Origin of the sequence: Pseudomonas sp. MPFS (assembly GCF_022537035.1) — a bacterium.
GTDB lineage: Bacteria > Pseudomonadota > Gammaproteobacteria > Pseudomonadales > Pseudomonadaceae > Aquipseudomonas > Aquipseudomonas sessilinigenes.
This window is the reverse complement of record NZ_CP066123.1, coordinates 1233157-1252818: the sequence shown is the minus strand read 5'-3', so window position 1 is coordinate 1252818 and position 19662 is coordinate 1233157. Positions and strand designations below refer to the sequence as shown.

Genomic DNA, 19662 nt, shown 5'->3' with positions numbered 1-19662 from the left:
TTTTCCTTGGGCCGCCACCAGCGAGCCGGTGGCTGGGCAGGCTAGGGTTGAGGGTCCTTGAGCGTCGGTACTTCACCATTGCTGAGCATGCGGCTCAGCTCATCGAGGCGCTGGGCGATATCGCCGATACGCTGATGGCTATGCAGGTCGACATCGATCTTCTTGTGCATCACCTGGACCAGCGGCAGGAAGCTGCTCTGCAACTGCTCGGAGAGGCTCTCCAGCACCTCGCGCACCCTGTGCTGCTCCGTGGGCCGAGCCAGGCCACGAACCCCATCCACCAGGTCGTTGAGCTGGGCCACCACGCGGGTGCCGACATCGCTGTCGCTGCCGCCCATGGAGCGGTTGCGCACGAAGTCGCGCTTGATCTGCGTCCAGCGCTCGCCCTGCTCGGGGGTCTGGTTGCCGCGCAGCTCGGCGAGCTTGAGCAGGTTCTCCTCGGCGCCGGTGGTCAGCAGCTGGGATTCACCCTGGTAATGGTCGGCGATCAGTTGCAGGAGTTCGGCATCGTTCATCACCGCCGAGATCTTCTCCGCCATCTTGTTCATGTTGCGGTAGCTGCCTTGCAGCTTGAACGGCGGCTCGGTGCGGTACTGGTCGGCCTGGGCGGCGCTGGCGATGTACTGCTGGTTGACCCGCAGCACCACGTCGCGCACCTGCATCAGGCGTTGCAGGGTGGTGGTGATCTCGTTGATCTCGGCACCGCTGTAGCTGTGGCTCAGCTCGTTGCTGGAGAAGGCCTTGCCCTCGGCCTTGGCGACGAAACGGTAGACGTCGGCCATATCGCGGGTGGCCAGCGGCGCCAGTACCGGGTTGGAGGTCAGGCCGTTCTCGATGTAGCTCAGGGAGAAGGCCTCCTGCATGCCGCCCAGCGTGTCGCCCAGGTTATAGATGTCGGCCCGGTTGGCCAGCATGTCGGGGATCTTGAACACCTCGCCGGACTCGGTGTACGGGTTGCCCGACATCACCACGCAGAACTTCTTGCCGCGCATGTCGTAGGTCTTGGTCCCGCCCTTCCATACGCCTTCGATGCGCCGGGTGCCGTCGCACAGCGAGATGAATTTCTGCAGGAACTCGGGATGGGTGTGCTGGATGTCGTCGACATAGAGCATCACGTTGTTGCCCATCTCCAGGGCCAGGTTGAGCTTCTCCAGCTCCTGGCGCGAAGTGGCGTCCGGCGCCTGGGCCGGGTCCAGGGAGCGCACCTGGTGGCCCAGGGCCGGGCCATTGATCTTCATGAAGATCAGGCCCAGGCGGTGGGCCACATACTCCATCAGGGTGGTCTTGCCGTAGCCCGGTGGCGAAATCAGCATCAACAGGCCCATCAGGTCGGTGCGCTTGTTCTCGCCCACGGTGCCCATCTGCTTGGCCAGGTTGTCACCGATGAAGCCCAGGTAGACGTCGTTGATCAGCTTGTTGCGCACGAACGAACTCAGTGGCCGAGGCTTGAACTCGCTCAAGCGCAGGGCCGCACGTTCACCAGCGACGATGCCCTGGCGCAGGTTCTGGTAACGCTGCAAGCCTGGCAGGAAGGTTTCACGATGAGCGCGCAGGCGGGCAAAGAAACCATCCACCGTCAGCGCCAGGCTGCGCTCCTCGATGCGCGGGTGCTCGCCCATCAGGTTGTCCACGGTGAAACGCAGGTCGACCTCGGTGAGCCGTCGGGCGAAACCTTCGCCCAGCAGCGACAGCGCCACGGCCTCGGGCACGTAGCCGGCCAGCGGGGCGAACTCGCCCTCGGCGCACAAGGCCGCCAGCCAGTTGCCGGTCAACGCCCACTGCGCTGCGGGGCGCTCGGCCAGGCGCGCCAGAGCCTGCTGGTAGTCGTCCCACACCCGCGCGCCTTGCAGGCGCAGGGCCAGGGCCTCCTGCAATTGCCGGGCGTACTTGCTGAAGGTGAACTCCACACGGTCCGCAGCCAGCTCCTGTACCAGGTATTCGGCGGCCTCGGGCAACAGCTCGGTGGCCACGGCGAAGCCCTGCATCCGGTGCCAGTCTTCGAGGGCCACGAGGATTTCCGCCTGCAATTGCAGCAGCCCCTCGCGCCGACCGAACAGCTGCTGGATGTGCCGGCTGGTACGGGCACGCTCCACCCATTGCCGGGGTTGCGGCTCGGCCTGCTGGCGGTCCCAGTAGAGTGCGGCAAAGGCCCGGGCCGCCGGGCCATGGGCCAACAGTCCGGCACTGTCGCGCAGGGGCAGCAATTGCAGGAGGATCGCCGCCGCGTCGTGGTCGTGGATGCCCTTCTCGTAGCCTTCCTTGTAGCGTGGCGCCGCGAAGTCGCGGATCACCCGGGCCAGTTCCTCAGGGTGGGCCAGCAGTGGCTTGAGGTTTTCCAGGCTCAGGCCTTCCTGGCCACGGTCCGCTGCGTCCAGCACCTGTCCGGCCAGGTACTCGGCGCGATACAGCTGTGGCGATTCCGACTCCAGGGCCACCTGCCAGAAGTCGCGCAGGGCTTCCAACTCGGGGTCTTGCAGGGGCTCGAGGAAATCGGTGCCGGTCAGATGCAGGTAGAGCTCGTCGCCCCGGGGCATCAGGGTCAGGTCCAGCTCCTGGGTGTTGACGCTGAAACGATGGCGCGGCCCCAGCTTGATGACATTGCCGCCTTCCTCGAACAGCTCGGTCTTGTCCCGCAGGGCGCGCACGGCCTGGTCCCGGGCGCCCTTGAGGCGCGCCTCGACGTCATCGGCCTTGACGCTGTCCTTGAGCTCGCGCAGGCGCTCGGCCAACTCCCGCAGCTTGAGGATCAGCGGGTCGGCGGCGAAGAACGCGTTGAGCTCCTCGGCCTGGGTGAAGCGGGCGGTGCGCCGGCCCAGGCTATCGAGAATCCGCCGCGCTGCGTCCAGCAGGCCCTGGGCCTTGCGCTGGCGCTCATCGAGCAGCGACTGCTTGTGGGCCTCGAAGGTTTCCAGCAACTCCTCGCGCTTGCCGAGGATGTCGCCGAGGAACTGCTCATGGTCGCCGAAGCGGCTTTCCAGCTCCTCCAGTTGCACCAGCAACCGTGACAGTTGCTCGTCGCAACGCTCGGGGTCCTGGGCCTGGGCCAGGGCATTGGTGATGCCCTGGCTGAAGAGTTTGAACTGGGCACCGAACTGCGCCACGGTCTCGGTCGAGCCCAGGCCCTTGCGCCGCTGTTCGGCGCGGGCCTTGGCCTGGTTCAGCCGGGCGTAGATCTGCGAGATGGATTCGATGATCCGGGTGCGCTGGGTGGCATCGTCGATCTGCAGCGAAGCCATCAGGCTGGAGAGCATGTCCAGGTCGCCGGCCATGGCTTGCAGGGCACCCAGGGGCTCGCCGAGCTGGGCCACGGTCTCGGCCTTCTGCGCCTGGGCATCGAGGTTTTCCAGCTGGCTGACCAAGGGCAGCAGGGCCTGCTCGCTGGCCAGGAAGGTCGCGGTGCCAGCGGCGGTACGCTCCTGGGCCTTGAGCAGCTCGGCCTCCATGGCGTCGATGCGGACCACGTCGATATAGCGATAGTCGCGGATGGTCAGCAGCAGGCCGCGCTGGGCGGTGATGCCGTTCAGGGCATCGACGAAACTCTGTACCTGGTCCCAGCTGTCCACCAGCAAGCCATCGAGCAGGGCTTTCTGCTTGGCCTCGGCGGCCACCATGGCCTGCTCCGACTGGAGCCGGATGCTCTCGACCTTCTCGTATTCGTCCAGCACCAGTTCCGAGGTGGCGGCCACTTCGCGCAGCAGCGGCGCCAGGCCATCGAGCTCGGCGCTGCCCAGCCAGTGGTACACGTCGAACAGGCGCCGGGTGTTCTGGCACAGCAGCGAGTAGCGCTGGACCGAGACCGCCGGGGTGTCGATCTCGCGGCACAGGTCATAGAGATCGGAAACGCTGCGCACCAGCTCGGCATTGCCGATGCGCCCCAGGAAGCCGCTGCGGGCCGGTTGCCGCGCGGCGTATTCTTCGGTGAAGAACGGGGTCTGCCAGACCTGCATCGGGTGGACACGGGTCGGCTCGTCGCCCTCGGCGGCGAAGATCACCATGCGCCCGTCTTCCAGGCGCGCATAACCATGGCCGAACAGCGGGTTCTGCAACTGGCGGTTGATCATGTTGTAGGTCAGCAGTACCGAGCGCCCCTGCTCGGGGTGGTAGAAGATGTACTGCACATCTTCACCATTGGGCGAACGGACCGAGCGCTTGAAGCGCATGCCTTCCATGGACTGCTCGAAGGTCTTGTACTCGCCGCTTTGCAGGTAGTAGCCACCGGGGAAGATGATCCCGTGGTCCTCCGGCAGCTGGACGCAGGCCAGGCCCATGGCGTCGATGCGCTCCACCTGGCGGGTCAGGCTGTTGAACACCAGGTAGCGCCAGTGCTCCTCGCGATACGGCAGCACCTTGAGCAGGATCAGGCTGCCCAGGCGGGCGAACTCGATCTGCGAGTCGTCCAGGGACTGGGTCTTGTCCAGTACCTCTTCACGGTAGATGCCCAGGCCCGACTCGGTATTGTTCTCGACCTTGATGGTCAGGTCGCCGCCGATGGTCTCGACGAACACCGTGTCGAGGATGTTCAGGTGCGGGAAACGGCCCTCGACCACCATCTCGCGGGTGGCCTTCTTCCATTCGAAATCGAAGGGCGCCGGCAGGGCGATGTCCCGTTCACCCCGGTTGTCGATGTAGCGCACGTCTCGGCCATCCGCCGAGATCGACCAGCGGAACACCCGCACATCGGTGACTCGCTCGCCGATCTGGAAACTGGCCAGGAGCTTGCCATCGCGAATCGCCAGCTGCAGCAGGCGGGTGTTCTTGTAATAGGTGTACAGCTCGTTGAAATCGTTGAGGAAGCCCTGGGCCCCCAGGAAACTGCCTTCCAGGGGCACGGACTCGGCTTCGTAGCCCTCGCCCTCCTCCACCAGCCGGTACAGGGAAAACACGTCGGCGACGCTGGTTTCCTTCTTCAGGCCCATGAACACGTTGTAGCCGAACAACAGGCAGTCGCCGACCTGGACGATGTCCCGGGCGATGCAGTTGTTCTCGGTGCGGATGCGCGCCCGCCCGACCACTTCCATGCGGCTGTTGCCGAACTCGTCCAGACGCTTCTGGTTGAGGCTGTCCGTGGTGGTGCGCAGGCGTTGGCCCTGGTCCTGCAGGCGCTTTTGCAGCACCTCATAGGCGCCGCCTTCGGCGACAGCCTTGTCCAATACGTCCTGCGGGGGAGTTGCGACTTGAGCGTCCGACATCGTGGCCTTCCTGGATCTACGGCGGTGTGCAAAAAAAGCGGGAGCCTGGAACCCGGCTCCCGGTACCCGGACTCAACCCCTGGAGCCCACCCGGTAGCCGCTGCCCAAGACAGCGGCTACCGGTGCATCAGCAGGTGAGTTCAGGTATTTCAGGCTTCGGCAGAGGGTGCCTCGACCTTGCGCGCGGCGGCGGCAGCCAGCTCGGCGGCTACGGCCGGTGCGGTCTTGCCGTTGAGCAGGCGTGCCAGGACGTCCTGGACCACCGGGCTCTTGCCCACTACACCCTCGATGGCCTTGCCCACCGACAGCGACTTGGCGAAGGAGTTGAAGAAGTCGCCCTCGCCTCCGACGATCTCGATCTTGGCCTTGCTGAGCGCCGCAGACAGCACTTCGGCCTGCTCCTTGGCGATGTCCTTGTTGGCGGCGATGGCGGCCATCGCTTCCTCGAAGTTCTTCTCCAGTTGCATGCGGAACTCTTCGTGCTGGCGAGCGCTGTCGCTGAGGGCATCCAGGGCACCGAACTTCTTGCCCAGGCCTTCGGCCTCGGCGTTCAGGCGCTGCAGCAGCACTTCGGCTTCGGCCGAACCCAGGTCCTTGGTAGCCTTGGCCTTGGCCGCGCCCAGTTGTTCCTCGCCGCGTGCCTGGGCACCGAGTTTCTCTTCCAGGACCTTGGCGTCGGCCAGGCCGTCTTTTTCCTTGGCAGCAGCCTGGGCTTCCAGCACCCGAGCGTCGGCCAGGCCTTTTTCCTGGTCGCCACGGGCCTCGGCGATCAACTGCTCGGCACGTACCCGGGCCAGGGCCAGGCCTTCTTTCTCCTGGGCCGCGGCGGAGACTTCCAGTACCCGCGCATCGGCCAGGCCAGGCGCTGCGCGCTCGGCTTCCAGGCCTTCGGCCAGGCGCTTCTTGGCCTCGGCCTGCTTGGCCGCGGCTTCCAGCTCGGCCTGGGCCAGGTTGTTGATTTCCACCGCCTTGTGCTTGGAGCGGGTTTCGTCGGCTTCGGCCTGCTTGACCTGGCGCACCAGATCCTGCTCGGCTTCGGCCTGGGCCTGGATCACCACCACCTGCTTGGCGCGCTCGGCCTCGGACACTTCACGCACTTCCTTGATGCGCTCTTCTTCCTGGGCCACGGTCTTCTCGACCGCCACACGCTCGCGGATCACCGTGGCGATGTTCTTGCGCTGTTCCTCCAGGGCCTTTTCCTTCTCGATGCGCTGCAACTCCACTTCGCGCTCGCGGGCCACCACTTCCAGGTCCTTGGCGCGGGTGACTTTCTCCACCTCGATGACCACGGCACGCTGGCGGTTCTGCTGGGCCACTTCGACTTCGCGTTGGTGGTTCTCGGTGCGCACGTCGATTTCCTGCTGGGACTGGATCCGCGCCTGCTCGGCCTTCAGCCGCTCTTCTTCCTTGACCTTGGCGGTCTCGGCTTCCTCGCGGGCACGAATGGTCTCGATCTCGCGCTTCTGCCGGGCCTCGGCATCGGCCTGCTGGCGTTCCAGGGCCAGGGAGGCCTCGCGGGTCTCGACGTTCTTCTTCTGGATCGCCAGCTCCTGGTTGCGCTCCAGCTCGTTGGTGATGACGTTCTGGGTCGCGGTCAGCTCGGTGATCTTGCGGATACCCTCGGCGTCGAGGATGTTGCTCGGGTCCAGGGAATGCTTGGCGGTTTGCTCCAGGTAATCGATGGCCACGTCTTCGAGCACATAACCGTTGAGGTCGTTGCCGATGATCTCGATGATCCGATCACGGAAGTCCTGGCGGTTCTCGAACAGCTGGACGAAGTCGAACTGCTTGCCCACGGTCTTCAGGGCTTCGGAGAACTTGGCGTTGAACAGTTCATTGACCGCCGAACGATCGGAAGCCCGGTCGACGCCGATGGCCTTGGCCACCTTGAGCACGTCTTCCTGGGTTTCGTTGACCCGCAGGTAGAAAGCCACGGTGATGTCGGCACGCATGTTGTCGCGGCAGATCAGCCCGTCCTTGGCCCGCCGATCGACCTCCAGGGTGATCAACGAGATACGCATGAATTCCTTGAGGTGGATCACCGGGTACACCAGGGCACCGGTGAAATGCACCTTGGGCGTGGAAGACATGTCGTTGACGATCAGGGCCGTGCCCTGTGGGACCTTGATGTAGAAGGCCTTGAACAGGGCCAGCAGGCCGAAGACCACCAGGACGACAAGGCCGAGCCCGAGCAGGATGGGCAGCAGCGACGGTAAGTTCATGCAATCAATCTCCTTTGATTCTGAGGGAGTCCGGGCTCAGAGGCCGCGAAACTCGTCCTCGGTAATGACCCGATAGGCGTGTTGCGCCTCCAGATACTCCAGCAACACGACTCGGTCGCCGCGTTTGAATGCCCGCGCCTCATCGGCACGCACCCGCAGGATCAGCCCCGCGCCACCATCCTCGAGCACGGCTTCGCCATGCTCCAGGGTGACTCGGCCACTGCGCACTACGGCAGTCTGCCCCAGCACCGACTTGCTGCTGGTGGCTTCCATCTTGTGAAACAGCGGGCGCAACGGAGCACAGATCGCCGCACAGACGGGCGCCGCCAGGAACAGTGCGAGCACCGCCAGCAGCAGGCCCAGGGGATAGCGCAGCCAACCCAGGGGCAGCTGGCTGAAAATGTAGAGTTCGGTGAAATACGTCAGGAACCAGCTGAAGAACATCAGCAGGGTCAGCACCAGGGTGACCGGTACGCCGTTGAGCTTGAACTTGATCAGCAGCCCGGCCAGGCCTTCGGTGGTGTGGGCGCCGTCGAGCAGCGAGTCGGCCTCGAAATCCAGGAGGTCCACCTCGAGCAACCCCATGGCGACCACGGCCCAGTAGATCACCGCCAGGCAGAGCATGAAGCTGAACAGCACAGTGGGGAACGACAAGACTGTCCGCAGGAAGATTTCCATTGCTTTCCTATCCCTGAAAAAGCCGGGCAAGGCCCATCGGCCCCGCCCCTGAAACACAACGATGAATCAGGACTTGCTACGGTCCTTCAAACGCGCCAGCACGTTGTCGGCACTGGTGCTGCCGGCGACGATTCCGGCTTCGCGCAGCTTGGCATCCAGGGCATCGTCCGGGTTGCCAGTGCTGGCCAGTTCGGCCGCGGCTTCCATTTTCGCCGCGCGCTCGGCCTGCTTCTGCTTGATCCGCTCCAGCGACTCCACCGCGGTGTGCAGCTTGCTCTGCGAGCCGCCATAGCGCTGGGCCACGGCTTGCTGGGCCTTCTGCACGCTTTCGGTAGCCTTTACGGTATCGACCTGTTGTTTCAAATGCTTAATGTTGCCTTCGGCCTGGGTCACGGCCTTGCGCAACTGGGCGACGCTGGCGGCGAAACCGTCGGCCTGCTCGCGCTCCACCACCAGGTCGTTTTCCAGGTTGGCGATCTTCTGCGCCACTTCCTGGGCCAGGCTTTCATTGCCTGCTTCCAGGGCCTTGAGCGCATAACTCTCGTATTCGGCGACCTTGGACGCGGTGGCGTCGGCGCGCTCGGCGGCGAGTTTCTGCCGCGCCATGATCTCGGCCAGGGCTTCCTTGGACTTGCGCAGTTCCTGGTCGGCGTCGCGGATTTCCTGATCGAGAATCCGCAGTGCCTGGCTGTCCACCAGGGCTTCGCCCGCCTCGTTGGCGCCACCGCGCAGGGCAGTGAGCAGCTTGCTCCATACGTTCATGTGCATTCCTCCAGGTCAGGCCTGAGCCTTCAGGTAGCCTTCATAGGCCTCGGTGGCCCTGATCACGTTGCCGGCCAGGGTTTCGATCTCGTAGAGCACATTGGAGAGGATCGAGGTGGCGCTCAGGGCGCCGAACATCATGTAGAAACGCTCGCCTCCAGGGCCTGTCTCCAGGCCAATGCTCGACAACGGGAAGAGTTGGCGACTGAGCAGCACTTCCTCGTTGAACGCGGCTACGTCGGTGACTTCGCTCTGCGGCCAGAGCAGTGCTTCCACCAGGATCTGCTCGCCGGACACGGCGACGAACAACGGCAGGTCGCCGTACTCGCGCATGGTCACGTGCAAGCTCGGCTCGGCGCCTTCGAGCAACTCGACGCTGGCTTCACCGCCAGTGAACAATTCGGTGGCCGCCAGGGCCTGGCACAGCGATCGGGCATTCCAGATCTGCGGCATGCTCATTTCTCCATCCTTTTCCACAGAAACCAGCCCCTCGCAGGGCTGGCGCAGTTGGCGTTCAACCGCCAGCAACGCCTTGGCGTTCTCCGGCAGTATCCAGACTTCCTTTTTCACCAGGCCCTGGTCACGCAGGCGCTGGCGGAATAAACGTTGGTAATGGGCTGAGGATTTGTTTTCCATGGCGCACAGACTAAAACATCACATGTAATACTCGCAATTCATCACATGTAATTTATATGAGGGGTACTTGTAACAAAATCATTCAGAATAAAACATCACCCCACGCCCTCAAAAACCCTGACAGGCACAGATCGTCCAGGCGTGACATTTCATTCAAGCGCGTCATTAGACCCGCTCGCCCAGCGGATGAGAAGCACAATCATTGGCACACCCGTGCCGAAAAAATACCTCCAGGCAGCAGCCAGACTGCTGCCTTAATGCCGACCAATGGTCTAGGCTAGGCGGATTTTCCAGCCCAGCGGACGCCTCATGAACAGTCTCAGCAAGCCCCTCGCCGGATTGAAAGTGATCGAACTCGGCACCTTGATCGCCGGCCCTTTCGCCTCGCGCATCTGTGCCGAGTTCGGCGCCGAGGTGATCAAGGTGGAGTCCCCGGACGGCGGCGATCCGCTGCGTAAATGGCGCAAGCTCTATGAAGGCACTTCGCTGTGGTGGTTCGTGCAGGCGCGCAACAAGAAGTCCTTGACCCTCAACCTCAAGCACCCCGACGGCCAGGCGATCCTCAAGCAACTGCTGGGCGAGGCGGACATCCTGATCGAGAACTTCCGCCCCGGTGTGCTGGAGAAGCTCGGCCTGGGCTGGGACGTGCTGCACGCCCTGAACCCCAAGCTGGTGATGGTGCGCCTGTCAGGCTTCGGCCAGACCGGGCCGATGAAGGACCAGCCGGGCTTCGGTGCCGTAGGCGAGTCCATGGGCGGGCTGCGCTATATCACCGGCTTCGAGGATCGTCCGCCAGTGCGCACCGGGATCTCCATCGGCGACTCCATCGCCGCCCTGTGGGGCGTGATCGGCGCCCTGATGGCCCTGCGTCATCGCGAAGTCAACGGCGGCCTCGGGCAGGTGGTGGACGTGGCGCTGTACGAAGCGATCTTCGCCATGATGGAAAGCATGGTTCCGGAGTTCGATGTGTTCGGTTTCATCCGCGAGCGTACCGGCAACATCATGCCCGGCATCACCCCCTCCTCCATCCACACCAGCGCCGACGGCCGCCATGTACAGATCGGTGCCAATGGCGACGCGATCTTCAAGCGCTTCATGTTGATCATCGGCCGCGAGGACCTGGCCAACGACCCGACCCTGGCCAGCAATGACGGGCGAGACAACCGTCGCGACGAACTCTACGGCGTGATCGATCGCTGGGTGGCCTCCCTGCCCCTGGAGCAGGTGCTGGAGCGCCTGAACCAGGCCGAAGTACCAGCCAGCCGCATTTTCAGCGCAGAAGATATGTTCCACGACCCGCAGTTCCTGGCCCGGGAAATGTTCCTCCAGGCCAAGTTGCCGGACGGCAAGCCCTTCAAGATGCCGGGGATCGTGCCCAAGCTCTCGCAAACCCCGGGCAGCACCGAGTGGGTCGGGCCGCAACTGGGCGAACATTCAAGCGAAGTGCTGACGGGCCTGGGCTACAGCGCCGAACAGATCCGCGACTTGCGCAGCAGCGGAGCGATCTGAACTGGACCGCCAGCGCACCAGAAGCGGCCGCTGGCGGGCGATGCCATTGGCGCTACTGCTGCTCTGGCTGCCCAGTCCTCCGGGCCACGCAGAGATGCTGACCTGGCTGCTGCGAGACCTGCCACCGCTGAGCATTTTCGAAGGCGAGCAAAAAGGCCAGGGCGTTGTCGACCTGCTCATGCCAAGGCTGATTGCCGAACTGCCGGAGTACCAGCACGAACTGGTAAGGGTCAACCGTGCACGGGGCCTGCAGATGCTCCGTGAACCCAGTTTCACGTGCGACCCATCGCTGCTCTGGAGCAAGGAGCGGGCGCAATGGGTGACCTACTCCATCACCAGCGTTCGAGTCCTGAGCAACGGCCTGGCGGTCCGCCGCGCCGATCGCGCGTCACTGGCGCAGTTCATCCAGGACGGCAAGGTCGACCTGCCGGCCCTGCTCGCCAGTGGCAAGAGCCCGCTTGGAGTGGTCGCCGAACGCAGCTATGGCCAGCAACTCGACAAGCTGCTGCAACAGGTCCCCGAAAGCAGTATTCGCGCCCACTACGGCAACGATGCCCTGGGCAGCCTGCTGCAGATGCAGCGCCTGGGACGCCTGCAATGGCTACTGGGCTATTGGCCGGAAATCCGCTATCAGGCCACGCAGCAAGGCATCGACCCGCAGGACCTGCTTTTCTATCCGATCCAGGGAACCGACAAGTACCAGGAGTTGCACATCGGCTGCTCCAATACCCCCCAGGGCCAACAAGCCATCACTCGGATCGACCAGGCCCTGCTCAAGCTGCGCGAAGACTTCCTGGTGGAGCGGTATGCCGCCTGGCTGGAGCCGGGACTTCGCGATGAGTACCGCGCCGACGCCCGGGCTTTTTTCCAGGGCCACGAGGGCCGCTGATTAAACGCCGGGCAAAAGAAACCCCGAGAAGTGGGGAAGCGACTCGGGGTTAAACGTGGTCTATACGACCCGTACCAACAGGTTGACAAGCATCGGAGCAAAATGCCTGTTCCTGATGGCAATGACTCTGACTAACGGGATTGACGGAAGGTTCCGTGAAAATCCGTTCATGTGCGATGTTCGAATGCCTTGCCTTCGGCGGCATGGCGCAATGCAGCGATCACGCAGGGCTCCAGCCGGCCTTCGGCAATCAGTACATCCCGATGCAGGCCGTCTACGACATCGGTCAGCAAACGCTTGTCGGTCAGCTGGGCCTGGTTGACTTCCCGCTCCACCACCAGGGTTCCCGAGGTATCGCTCAAGCTCACCAGGCACTCGCCATGGGCTCCGCAGGGGGTCAGGGCCACCTGGTACGGACTCAGTGCCTCGCTCAACAAAAGACTGATACTTTCCATCTAGATCACCACTCAATAGCTCGAATTAAGGTTCGAAAACAAAAATGCCGGTAGCTTTCTGACATTCAAGTGACCGTTGCTCAGAGAGGAAAGTTCGTCACACCTACAGCTACCGATCTGAGTCAATCGAGCATGCACGGGTAATATGACAGGCAGAAAACGGCCGCCCACGCTGCCTTTGCATTGGAGCCCAGCCTTGAAAGCAACGCCGAACAACAAATTGCGCATCATCCTCGCCGACGACCACCCGATCTTCCTGATCGGCCTGCGCGCCGTGCTGGAACAGGACGACAGCCTGGTCATCGTCGGTGAAGCCAGCTCACCATCCGCTCTTTTCCAGTTGGTACAGGACACGCCCTGCGATGTGCTGGTGACCGATTTCATGATGCCCGAGGAGCAGCAGAACGATGGCCTGCGCCTGCTCGAGCAGCTACGCCGGCATCATCCCGAACTGCCCATCGTGGTGGTGACCATGCTCAACCACGCCGGGCTGTTCCGCTCGATCCTCGACCTTGGGGTCATGGGCCTGCTGAGCAAGGCCAGCCTGGCCCAGGAGCTGCCCAGCGCCATTGCCCACGCACGCCAGCACAAGCCCTACGTAGCCCAGGCCATCCAGCGGGCCCTGAGCCTGGCCGGTGAAGTGGGGCCCGACCGCCTGGTCTCCAAGGAACAGCTATCGCCCAGGGAACTGGAGGTGATCCGCTTGCTCGCCGCCGGCCATGCGGTGGGCGAGATCGCCGCCCAGCTCAACCGCAGCAAACAAACCGTCAGCGCACAGAAGGTCAGTGCCATGCGCAAGCTGGGCCTTTCCAGCGAGGCGGCTTTGTATATCTACGTCCAGGAACACGGACTGGCCTAGGCACACATCCCGGCGGCCCGCACCGCCGATTGCGCGGACTCGCGCCCCAGGGTTTGCGCCAGCCATTGGCGCATGTCCGCGGCGCTCATCGGCGGCGCCATGAAGCACCCTTGCAGATGGGCCGCGCCCATGGTCTTGGCCACCTGGTACTCGGCTTCAGTCTCGATCCCCGCCACCACCACGCCCAAGGCGATGCGCCGGGCCATGCCCACTGCACTACCGACCAGCGCCTGTTTGCGCTCATCCATGGCCATGCCAGCGACGAATGCCGGAGGGATCTTCAGCTCGGTGAAAGGCAACTCCAGAAGGCGTTGCAGACTGGTACCGCCAACGCCGAAATCACCGATGGACAACTTGCAGCCGATCATCCGCAGGCGCAGCAAGGCCTCCACATGAGCGGTGTCGGTTTGCAAGCACGTGGTATCGACGATCTCCAGGGTCAACAGCCGCGCAGGAATCTCGAAGCGCCGCAGCAAGACCTCCAATTGACGCGGGAATAGCGGTCGCTCGAGGATGCCCACCGGAATGTTCACCGCCACCGGCAACGCATGGCCCATCACCAGCCTCACTCCCGCCGCCAGCTCCAGCGCCTGCTCCAGCATGTGCCAGGTGAACACTTCCTGCAGGCCGGCGAACTCGATCAACGGCAGGAACTCGGCCGGCATCAACAGCCCGCGCTCCGGATGCTCCCAGCGCGCCAGCGCTTCGACGCCATGCAACCCGCCACACCGCTGGATGACTGGCTGAAAGTGTGCCACCCCGTGCCCCAGGATCGCCGCTACGCCTTCTTCTGGGGAGACATCCTCGGGGGCGAACAGATCCAGGGCCAGCAAGTCCCGGAGCAAGGCCTGGTTGAGTGCCGGCCCCTGGCGAGAGAACTGCTGGTAGGTCGTGAGCAGCTCGCCGATCACCGCCACCGACGCTGGCTTGGGCAGGCAGGCGAGGATTTTCAGCCCCAGTTCCCGGGCCATGCCCGCGGCGCCTTCGAGCACATCCGGTTCGGCGTCGCTGAGGATGATCAGGGCCTCGGCCTGCCGCTCCCGGGCCAGTTCGCGGATCAACTCCAGGCCATCGGCCTCTTCCAGGTAGAGATCGCAGATGGCGATATCCACCGGCCCCTTGCTCACCAGCGAACGCCGTGCGGACTCCAGGTTCTCGGCGGCCAGCACGTTGTACACGCCATTGGCGTTGAGCATCTGGTGCAGGGCCATCAGCTGGAACGAGTTGTCTTCGAGAATCAGCACTTTAAGCGAATGCATGGGGCAACCTCCGGTACGACACAAGCGGGAACAGTCCACTAAGGGGTCGACACGGTAACCAGGCAAACCTTAATCACACATAGGACAAGTCCTAAACGTCCAAGGCTGCCTGGATATCACCATGCAAATTATCGATGGCCTCCCGTAACGCCGGCCACCGTTCCTCGATCCCTTCCCCGGCCTTGATCCGCGCCTGCGCCTCGATGCAGGCCTTGGCCAGTGGCAAGGCATCGATCAGGCAACAGACGCCCTTGAGCCGGTGCAAGGTGGCGCCCAGGCGCCCTGGATGGCGATCTTGCATGGCCACCTCCAGGGCCTGGCGCTCCTGGGCCAGGTTGCGCTGCAACTCCTGCAGCATGCGCTGCAGTATCTGCTCGTCGGCCTGGGTCATCGCTCGCAGGGTCTGGATATCGAAGGAGGGCGGCGGCAGGAACCGCGCCAGCGTCTGCGCCAGCTGATCCAGGGTCACCGGCTTGACCAGTAGCAGGTCCATGCCCGCCCGCTCGCAACGCTCATGCTCATCCTCGAAGGCATTGGCCGTGCAACCGATCACCGGACAAGCGCCGCGCCCCTGCTGCGCCTCGAACCGCCGGATCGCCTCGACCAGGGCATAACCGCTCATGCCCGGCATCTGGCAGTCGGTCATCACCAAGTCGAACCCGCCGTCCTGCCAGCGCTCCAGCGCTTCCCGGGCATTGTCGCAGGCTACCACCCGATGCCCGAGGAACATCAGCTGCTGGCTGAGGACCATGCGGTTGGCGCTCAGGTCATCCACCACCAGCACTTCGATGCTGCGACTAGGCGGGCGCTCGGCCGCCGTGGCCGAGGCTGTGGAGTCCTCGTCCAGCTGTTCCAGCGCCAGTTCGATGGTCACTACCGTCCCGGCACCCGGGGCGCTGTGCAGCTCGATGCGCCCACCCATCAGCTCGACCAACTGGCGGCAGATACTCAGCCCCAGGCCGGTGCCGCCATGGGCCTGGGAAGTCGTGGCATCGGCCTGGACGAAGGGCGTGAACAGCTTCTCCTGCTGCTCGGGACTGATCCCCGGCCCGGTATCCGCGACGCTGATACGCAGGCTGGCAAGAGCACAGTCCACCTCCAGGCGCTCGACCTGGATGCGCACCTGGCCTTCGCTGGTGAACTTCAGGGCATTGCTCAACAGGTTGTGCAAGACCTGGCGCAGGCGCAGCGGATCGAACAGGTAGCGACCCCTGGCCTGTTCGTCGAACACCAGTTGCAACTGCACACCGCGGCTGCGCGCAGTGGCGTCGAACAGCTGGCGAATGCTCTCGAAGAACGGCTTGAGGGCCGTGGCTTGTGGCGCCAGTTGCATGTAGCCGGCCTCGATCTTGGCCAGGTCGAGGCTGTCGCCCATCAGGCTGATCAGCTCCTGGGCGGACTGGTACGCCACCCGCAGGGCTTCGGAGAACGGCGCGCCGCGCACCCTGGCCTGTTCCTTCTCCAGCTCCAGCAGGCCGATGATCGCAGTCATCGGCGTGCGGATTTCATGGCTCATGGTGGAGAGGAAGGCGCTCTTGGCCGCATTGGCCTGGTCGGCGGCCTGGCGCGCCTGGACCAGCTGGTTCTCCAGGCGCTTGCGCTCGGTGATATCGATCCAACCGCCCAAAAGCCCCTGTAACTGCCCTTCGGCGCTGTAGAACGGCACCGTCCATTGGTAGGCGTGGATCGGCCCGTGGCGGGTTTCCACTTGCCGGTCGGCGAACACCGACTGCTCGGAGGCCAGCAGTTGCATGAGTTCGTCATGCAGCTGGCGGGCGGTGTCTGCCGGCAGCAGGTCCAGGTCGATCAACCGGCGCCCCTGGATCCGCTCCAGGCGAGTGCCCAGTTGCTGTTCGTAGCTCTTGTTGCAAGTGATCAGGCGCCCTTGCAGGTCGCGGACGAAAACCGGGTTGGGCATGCCGTCGAGCAACGCGCGCTTGAAGGCCAGCTGGTCGTTCAAGCGCTGCTCGGCCTCCAGCCGCTGCTGGATCTGGCGCTTGAGCCGGCTGCTCCAGGCCAGCGACAGCAGACCGAACAGCAGCGCTGTACAGATGGCCCAGTAGACCCAATCCGGCACCCGTTGCCAGACGGGCATCGGCACCGGGGTCGAGCCCAGCCACTTCAGGCGCGTGGCACTGAGCTCGGCCACTGGCAGGGCCTCCAGGGCCTTGTTCAGGATGCTCAGCAATTCAGGCTGGTCCTTGCGCACGGCGAACTCGTCGGCGGACCAGGTCCCCTCGACGCTGCGCCCTGCCCGCAACCCTTCATAGGCCAGGTCCAGCGCTTGTACCTGGATCTCGTTCTGGATGGTGGCCAGGGCTTCGCCGCTCTTGACCAGGGCCCGAGCCTCCTCGTAGTTGGCCACGCTGCGCAGACGGATATCGGGATAGTTGCGCCGGATATAGCTTTCCAGGGTATGCCGGGCCGGCAGCGCCAACACCTCGCCCGCCATCTGCTTGAGGCTGCCCAGGCGACGATCCTCGGGACGAACGACGAACACCCAGGAGGCGCCACCGAAGGCGTGGGAGAAGTTCAGGAACAGCCGCCGGTCCTCGCTGTCGGTCAGGGTGGTATTCATCTGCGCCTGACCGCTTTCCAGCAACTCCAGGGTCTGGGCGGTGGACGCGCTCTGCTTGTGGACGAAATGCAGCCCGGTCATGCGCGCAATCCGGTTGAGCAGGTCGATGTTCAGGCCGACCCAACGTCCTTCCTTGTCCTTGAACACATGGGGCGGATAGGACTGGGACGCCACCAGGACATGGGGATGCTGGAGAATCCAGGCCTGCTCCTCGGCGCTCAGCTCGATGCGCTCGCCGGAGTTGGTGCCCAGGCCCGTGGTCCAGCGCGCCTGGATTTCCCGGCGCAGCGATTCGTCGATGCTCTGCAGCGCCTCTTCCAACAATTGCGCCAGGCGCGGGTTGTCATCACGGGTAGCGAAGGCGAAGCCAGTGGGCGGCAAGCGGCTTTGCTCATGGATCTGCACCGCCAGGTAGGGTCGCAGGGCCTTGTAGGCGCGGACGATGATCTCGTTGCCGATAAAGACATCGGTATCGCCCTGGTTCAGAGCCTCCAGGCCGCTGTAGAGGTTGGGCGAGAGCATGATCTGGCTGTCCGGGTAGGCCGCATGGACCTGCGCGGCATTGGCATAGCCATCGAGCAGCACCAAGCGCTTGCCGGCCAGGTCGTCATCGGGCTCCAGCTCGTCACGGCGCACGACCACCACGGCTTTGTCCGGCATGTAGTCACTGGTGAAACGCAGCCCCGGCACACCGCGCTCATAACCGTTGGCGCTGGTGAGGATATCGATGGTGCCGTTGCGCAGGGCCTCGACCGCCTGTTCCCGCTCGGAAAACCCCAGCACCTCCATGCTCACCCCCAGTCGTTCGCCCACCAGCCCCAGGTAATCGGCGCTGATGCCCTGGTAACGGTTGCGGTCGCGGGTGATATCGATGGGCTGGTAGTCGTCGATGGCGATGCCTACCCGCAGGGTCCGGTGCGCCGCCAGCCATTGGCGCTCGGCAGGCTTCAGGTCCAGCGGCTCGAGGTCGATGAAAGCCGGCACCAGCTTGAAGGGCAGGCTCTTCGCTGCGCTGGCCGGCAAGGCGTGGAGCATGGCCCAGGCCAGCAGGCCGGCGAGCAGCCAGAACAGCGCAGGGCAACGGCGAGAAGTTCGATGGGGCATCATCCGGGCTCCCTGCCTGTGCTGGGCAACAGGTGCGCAAAAAAACAAAGCCCGTCAGGAGACGGGCTTCGTGATCGGCAAGACCGGTAGATCAGAGTGGCTTGCCGCGATTGCCGTGCTGGCTGACAAAAGCCTGCACTGCTTTGAGGTCGTTGGCCAGGACCGTGCAACGCTCTTCACGCTGGAACAGGTCGGCCAGGTGCGCTGGCAGCTCCAGGGCCTTGCCGACGCCGGCCTTCTCTACCGCATCCGGGAACTTGACCGGATGCGCCGTACCGAGGGTGACCATCGGTGTATCGAGGCTGCGACGGCACTCGCGGGCCGCCCGCACGCCAATGGCGGTGTGCGGGTCCAGCACCTCGCCAGTCTGGGCGAAGACTTCGGCGATGGTTTGGCAGGTTTGCTCGTCATTCACCGCCAGGGAGTCGAACAGCTTGCGCGCTTCGGTCCAGCGGTCCTGGTCGACGCTGAAGCCGCCGCCCTGCTTGAAGTTATCCATCAAGCCAGCGATAGCTGCGCCATTGCGACCGTGCAGGTCGAACAGCAGGCGCTCGAAGTTCGACGAAACCATGATGTCCATGGACGGCGACAGGGTTGCGTGCAGGGTTTCCTTGACGTACTGGTTGCCGCTCATGAAGCGGTGCAGGATGTCGTTGCGGTTGGTCGCCACGATCAGTTGGCTGATCGGCAGGCCCATGTTGCGCGCCAGGTAACCGGCGAAGATATCGCCGAAGTTGCCGGTGGGCACCGAGAACGCCACGGAACGCGCCGGGCCACCCAGCTGCAGGGCCGCATGGAAGTAGTAGACGATCTGGGCCATGATCCGCGCCCAGTTGATGGAGTTGACCGCCACCAGGCGAGTGCCCTTGAGGAAGCCCTGGTCGGCGAAGCTGGCCTTGACCATCTCCTGGCAGTCGTCGAAGTTGCCTTCGATGGCGATGTTGTGGATGTTCTCGCCCAGGATGGTGGTCATCTGCCGACGCTGCACTTCCGAAACCCGGTTGTGCGGGTGCAGGATGAAGATGTCGACGTTATCGCAACGCTTGCAGCCTTCGATGGCCGCCGAGCCGGTATCGCCGGAAGTGGCGCCGATGATCACCACGCGCTCGCCGCGCTTCTCCAGGACGTGATCCAGCAGGCGACCCAGCAGTTGCAGGGCGAAGTCCTTGAACGCCAGGGTCGGGCCGTGGAACAGCTCCATCACCCATTCGTTGCCATTGAGCTGGCGCAGCGGTGCCACCGAGCCATGGGCGAAGACGCCGTAGGTTTCCTCGAGGATCTTCTTGAAGTCGGCATCGGCGATGCTGCCGCTGACGAATGGGCGCATGACCCGGAACGCCAGCTCGTGATACGGCAAGCCAGCCCAAGAGGCGATTTCTTCCTGGGTGAAACGCGGCAGGTTCTCCGGCACATAGAGACCGCCATCGCTGGCCAGACCGGCCAGCAGTACATCTTCGAAATTCAGGGCCGGTGCCTGGCCGCGGGTGCTGATGTAACGCATAAGAGCAAACCTTCGGTTTGA

12 protein-coding genes are annotated in these 19662 nt (G+C 64.0%); 3 read left to right on the top strand and 9 right to left on the bottom strand.

Going from position 1 to position 19662, the window contains the following annotated elements; translation table 11 throughout:
• Positions 1 to 41 precede the first annotated feature (41 nt).
• The 5 genes from I9018_RS05600 to I9018_RS05580 all read right to left on the bottom strand — a co-directional run bounded on the left by I9018_RS05600 (position 42) and on the right by I9018_RS05580 (position 9487).
• A complete protein-coding gene (locus I9018_RS05600; RefSeq protein WP_241108920.1) occupies positions 42 to 5189 on the bottom strand; it encodes a DNA repair ATPase in 5148 nt (1715 codons plus the stop codon).
• Between the two features lie 149 nt (positions 5190 to 5338).
• Positions 5339 to 7411, bottom strand: coding sequence for a flotillin family protein (locus I9018_RS05595; RefSeq protein WP_241108919.1), 2073 nt, complete (start codon positions 7409 to 7411; stop codon positions 5339 to 5341).
• Positions 7412 to 7447: 36 nt separating this feature from the next.
• Positions 7448 to 8089 carry an OB-fold-containig protein gene (locus I9018_RS05590; protein WP_241108918.1) on the bottom strand — a complete coding sequence of 214 codons (642 nt, stop codon included), beginning with the start codon at positions 8087 to 8089 and terminating at the stop codon, positions 7448 to 7450.
• Between the two features lie 66 nt (positions 8090 to 8155).
• Complete coding sequence (locus tag I9018_RS05585) at positions 8156 to 8851, bottom strand: PspA/IM30 family protein (RefSeq protein WP_068583625.1); 696 nt, start codon at positions 8849 to 8851, stop codon at positions 8156 to 8158.
• Between the two features lie 15 nt (positions 8852 to 8866).
• Positions 8867 to 9487 (bottom strand): YjfI family protein, encoded by a 621-nt coding sequence (locus I9018_RS05580; RefSeq protein ID WP_068583624.1) that lies wholly within the window; start codon positions 9485 to 9487, stop codon positions 8867 to 8869.
• Positions 9488 to 9796: 309 nt separating this feature from the next.
• Here I9018_RS05580 and I9018_RS05575 point away from each other — a divergent pair, with 309 nt between their 5' ends.
• Together I9018_RS05575 and I9018_RS05570 are read left to right on the top strand one after the other, a co-directional pair.
• Positions 9797 to 10996: a CaiB/BaiF CoA-transferase family protein gene (locus I9018_RS05575; RefSeq protein ID WP_068583622.1), complete on the top strand. Its 1200-nt coding sequence runs from the start codon at positions 9797 to 9799 to the stop codon at positions 10994 to 10996.
• 40 nt (positions 10997 to 11036) lie between these two features.
• Complete coding sequence (locus tag I9018_RS05570) at positions 11037 to 11885, top strand: TIGR02285 family protein (protein WP_241108917.1); 849 nt, start codon at positions 11037 to 11039, stop codon at positions 11883 to 11885.
• A 167-nt stretch (positions 11886 to 12052) separates the two neighbouring features.
• Here I9018_RS05570 and I9018_RS05565 read toward each other — a convergent pair whose 3' ends face one another.
• Positions 12053 to 12340 carry a DUF3509 domain-containing protein gene (locus tag I9018_RS05565; protein ID WP_068583615.1) on the bottom strand — a complete coding sequence of 96 codons (288 nt, stop codon included), beginning with the start codon at positions 12338 to 12340 and terminating at the stop codon, positions 12053 to 12055.
• Positions 12341 to 12536: 196 nt separating this feature from the next.
• Between I9018_RS05565 and I9018_RS05560 the strand changes: the two genes are divergently transcribed.
• Positions 12537 to 13199, top strand: a complete 663-nt coding sequence (locus I9018_RS05560; RefSeq protein WP_241108916.1) for a response regulator transcription factor — start codon at positions 12537 to 12539, stop codon at positions 13197 to 13199.
• On the opposite strand, the gene I9018_RS05555 is transcribed toward I9018_RS05560, so the two are convergent.
• The 3 genes from I9018_RS05555 to thrC all read right to left on the bottom strand — a co-directional run bounded on the left by I9018_RS05555 (position 13196) and on the right by thrC (position 19641).
• Positions 13196 to 14458, bottom strand: a complete 1263-nt coding sequence (locus tag I9018_RS05555) for an EAL domain-containing response regulator (RefSeq protein ID WP_241108915.1) — start codon at positions 14456 to 14458, stop codon at positions 13196 to 13198. The two genes, I9018_RS05560 and I9018_RS05555, sit on opposite strands and share 4 nt — an antisense overlap.
• 91 nt (positions 14459 to 14549) lie before the next feature.
• Entirely contained in the window at positions 14550 to 18143 is a 3594-nt protein-coding gene (locus I9018_RS05550) for a transporter substrate-binding domain-containing protein (RefSeq protein ID WP_241108914.1), read from the bottom strand.
• Between the two features lie 88 nt (positions 18144 to 18231).
• A complete protein-coding gene (thrC, locus tag I9018_RS05545; RefSeq protein WP_068583604.1) occupies positions 18232 to 19641 on the bottom strand; it encodes a threonine synthase in 1410 nt (469 codons plus the stop codon).
• Positions 19642 to 19662 lie beyond the last annotated feature (21 nt).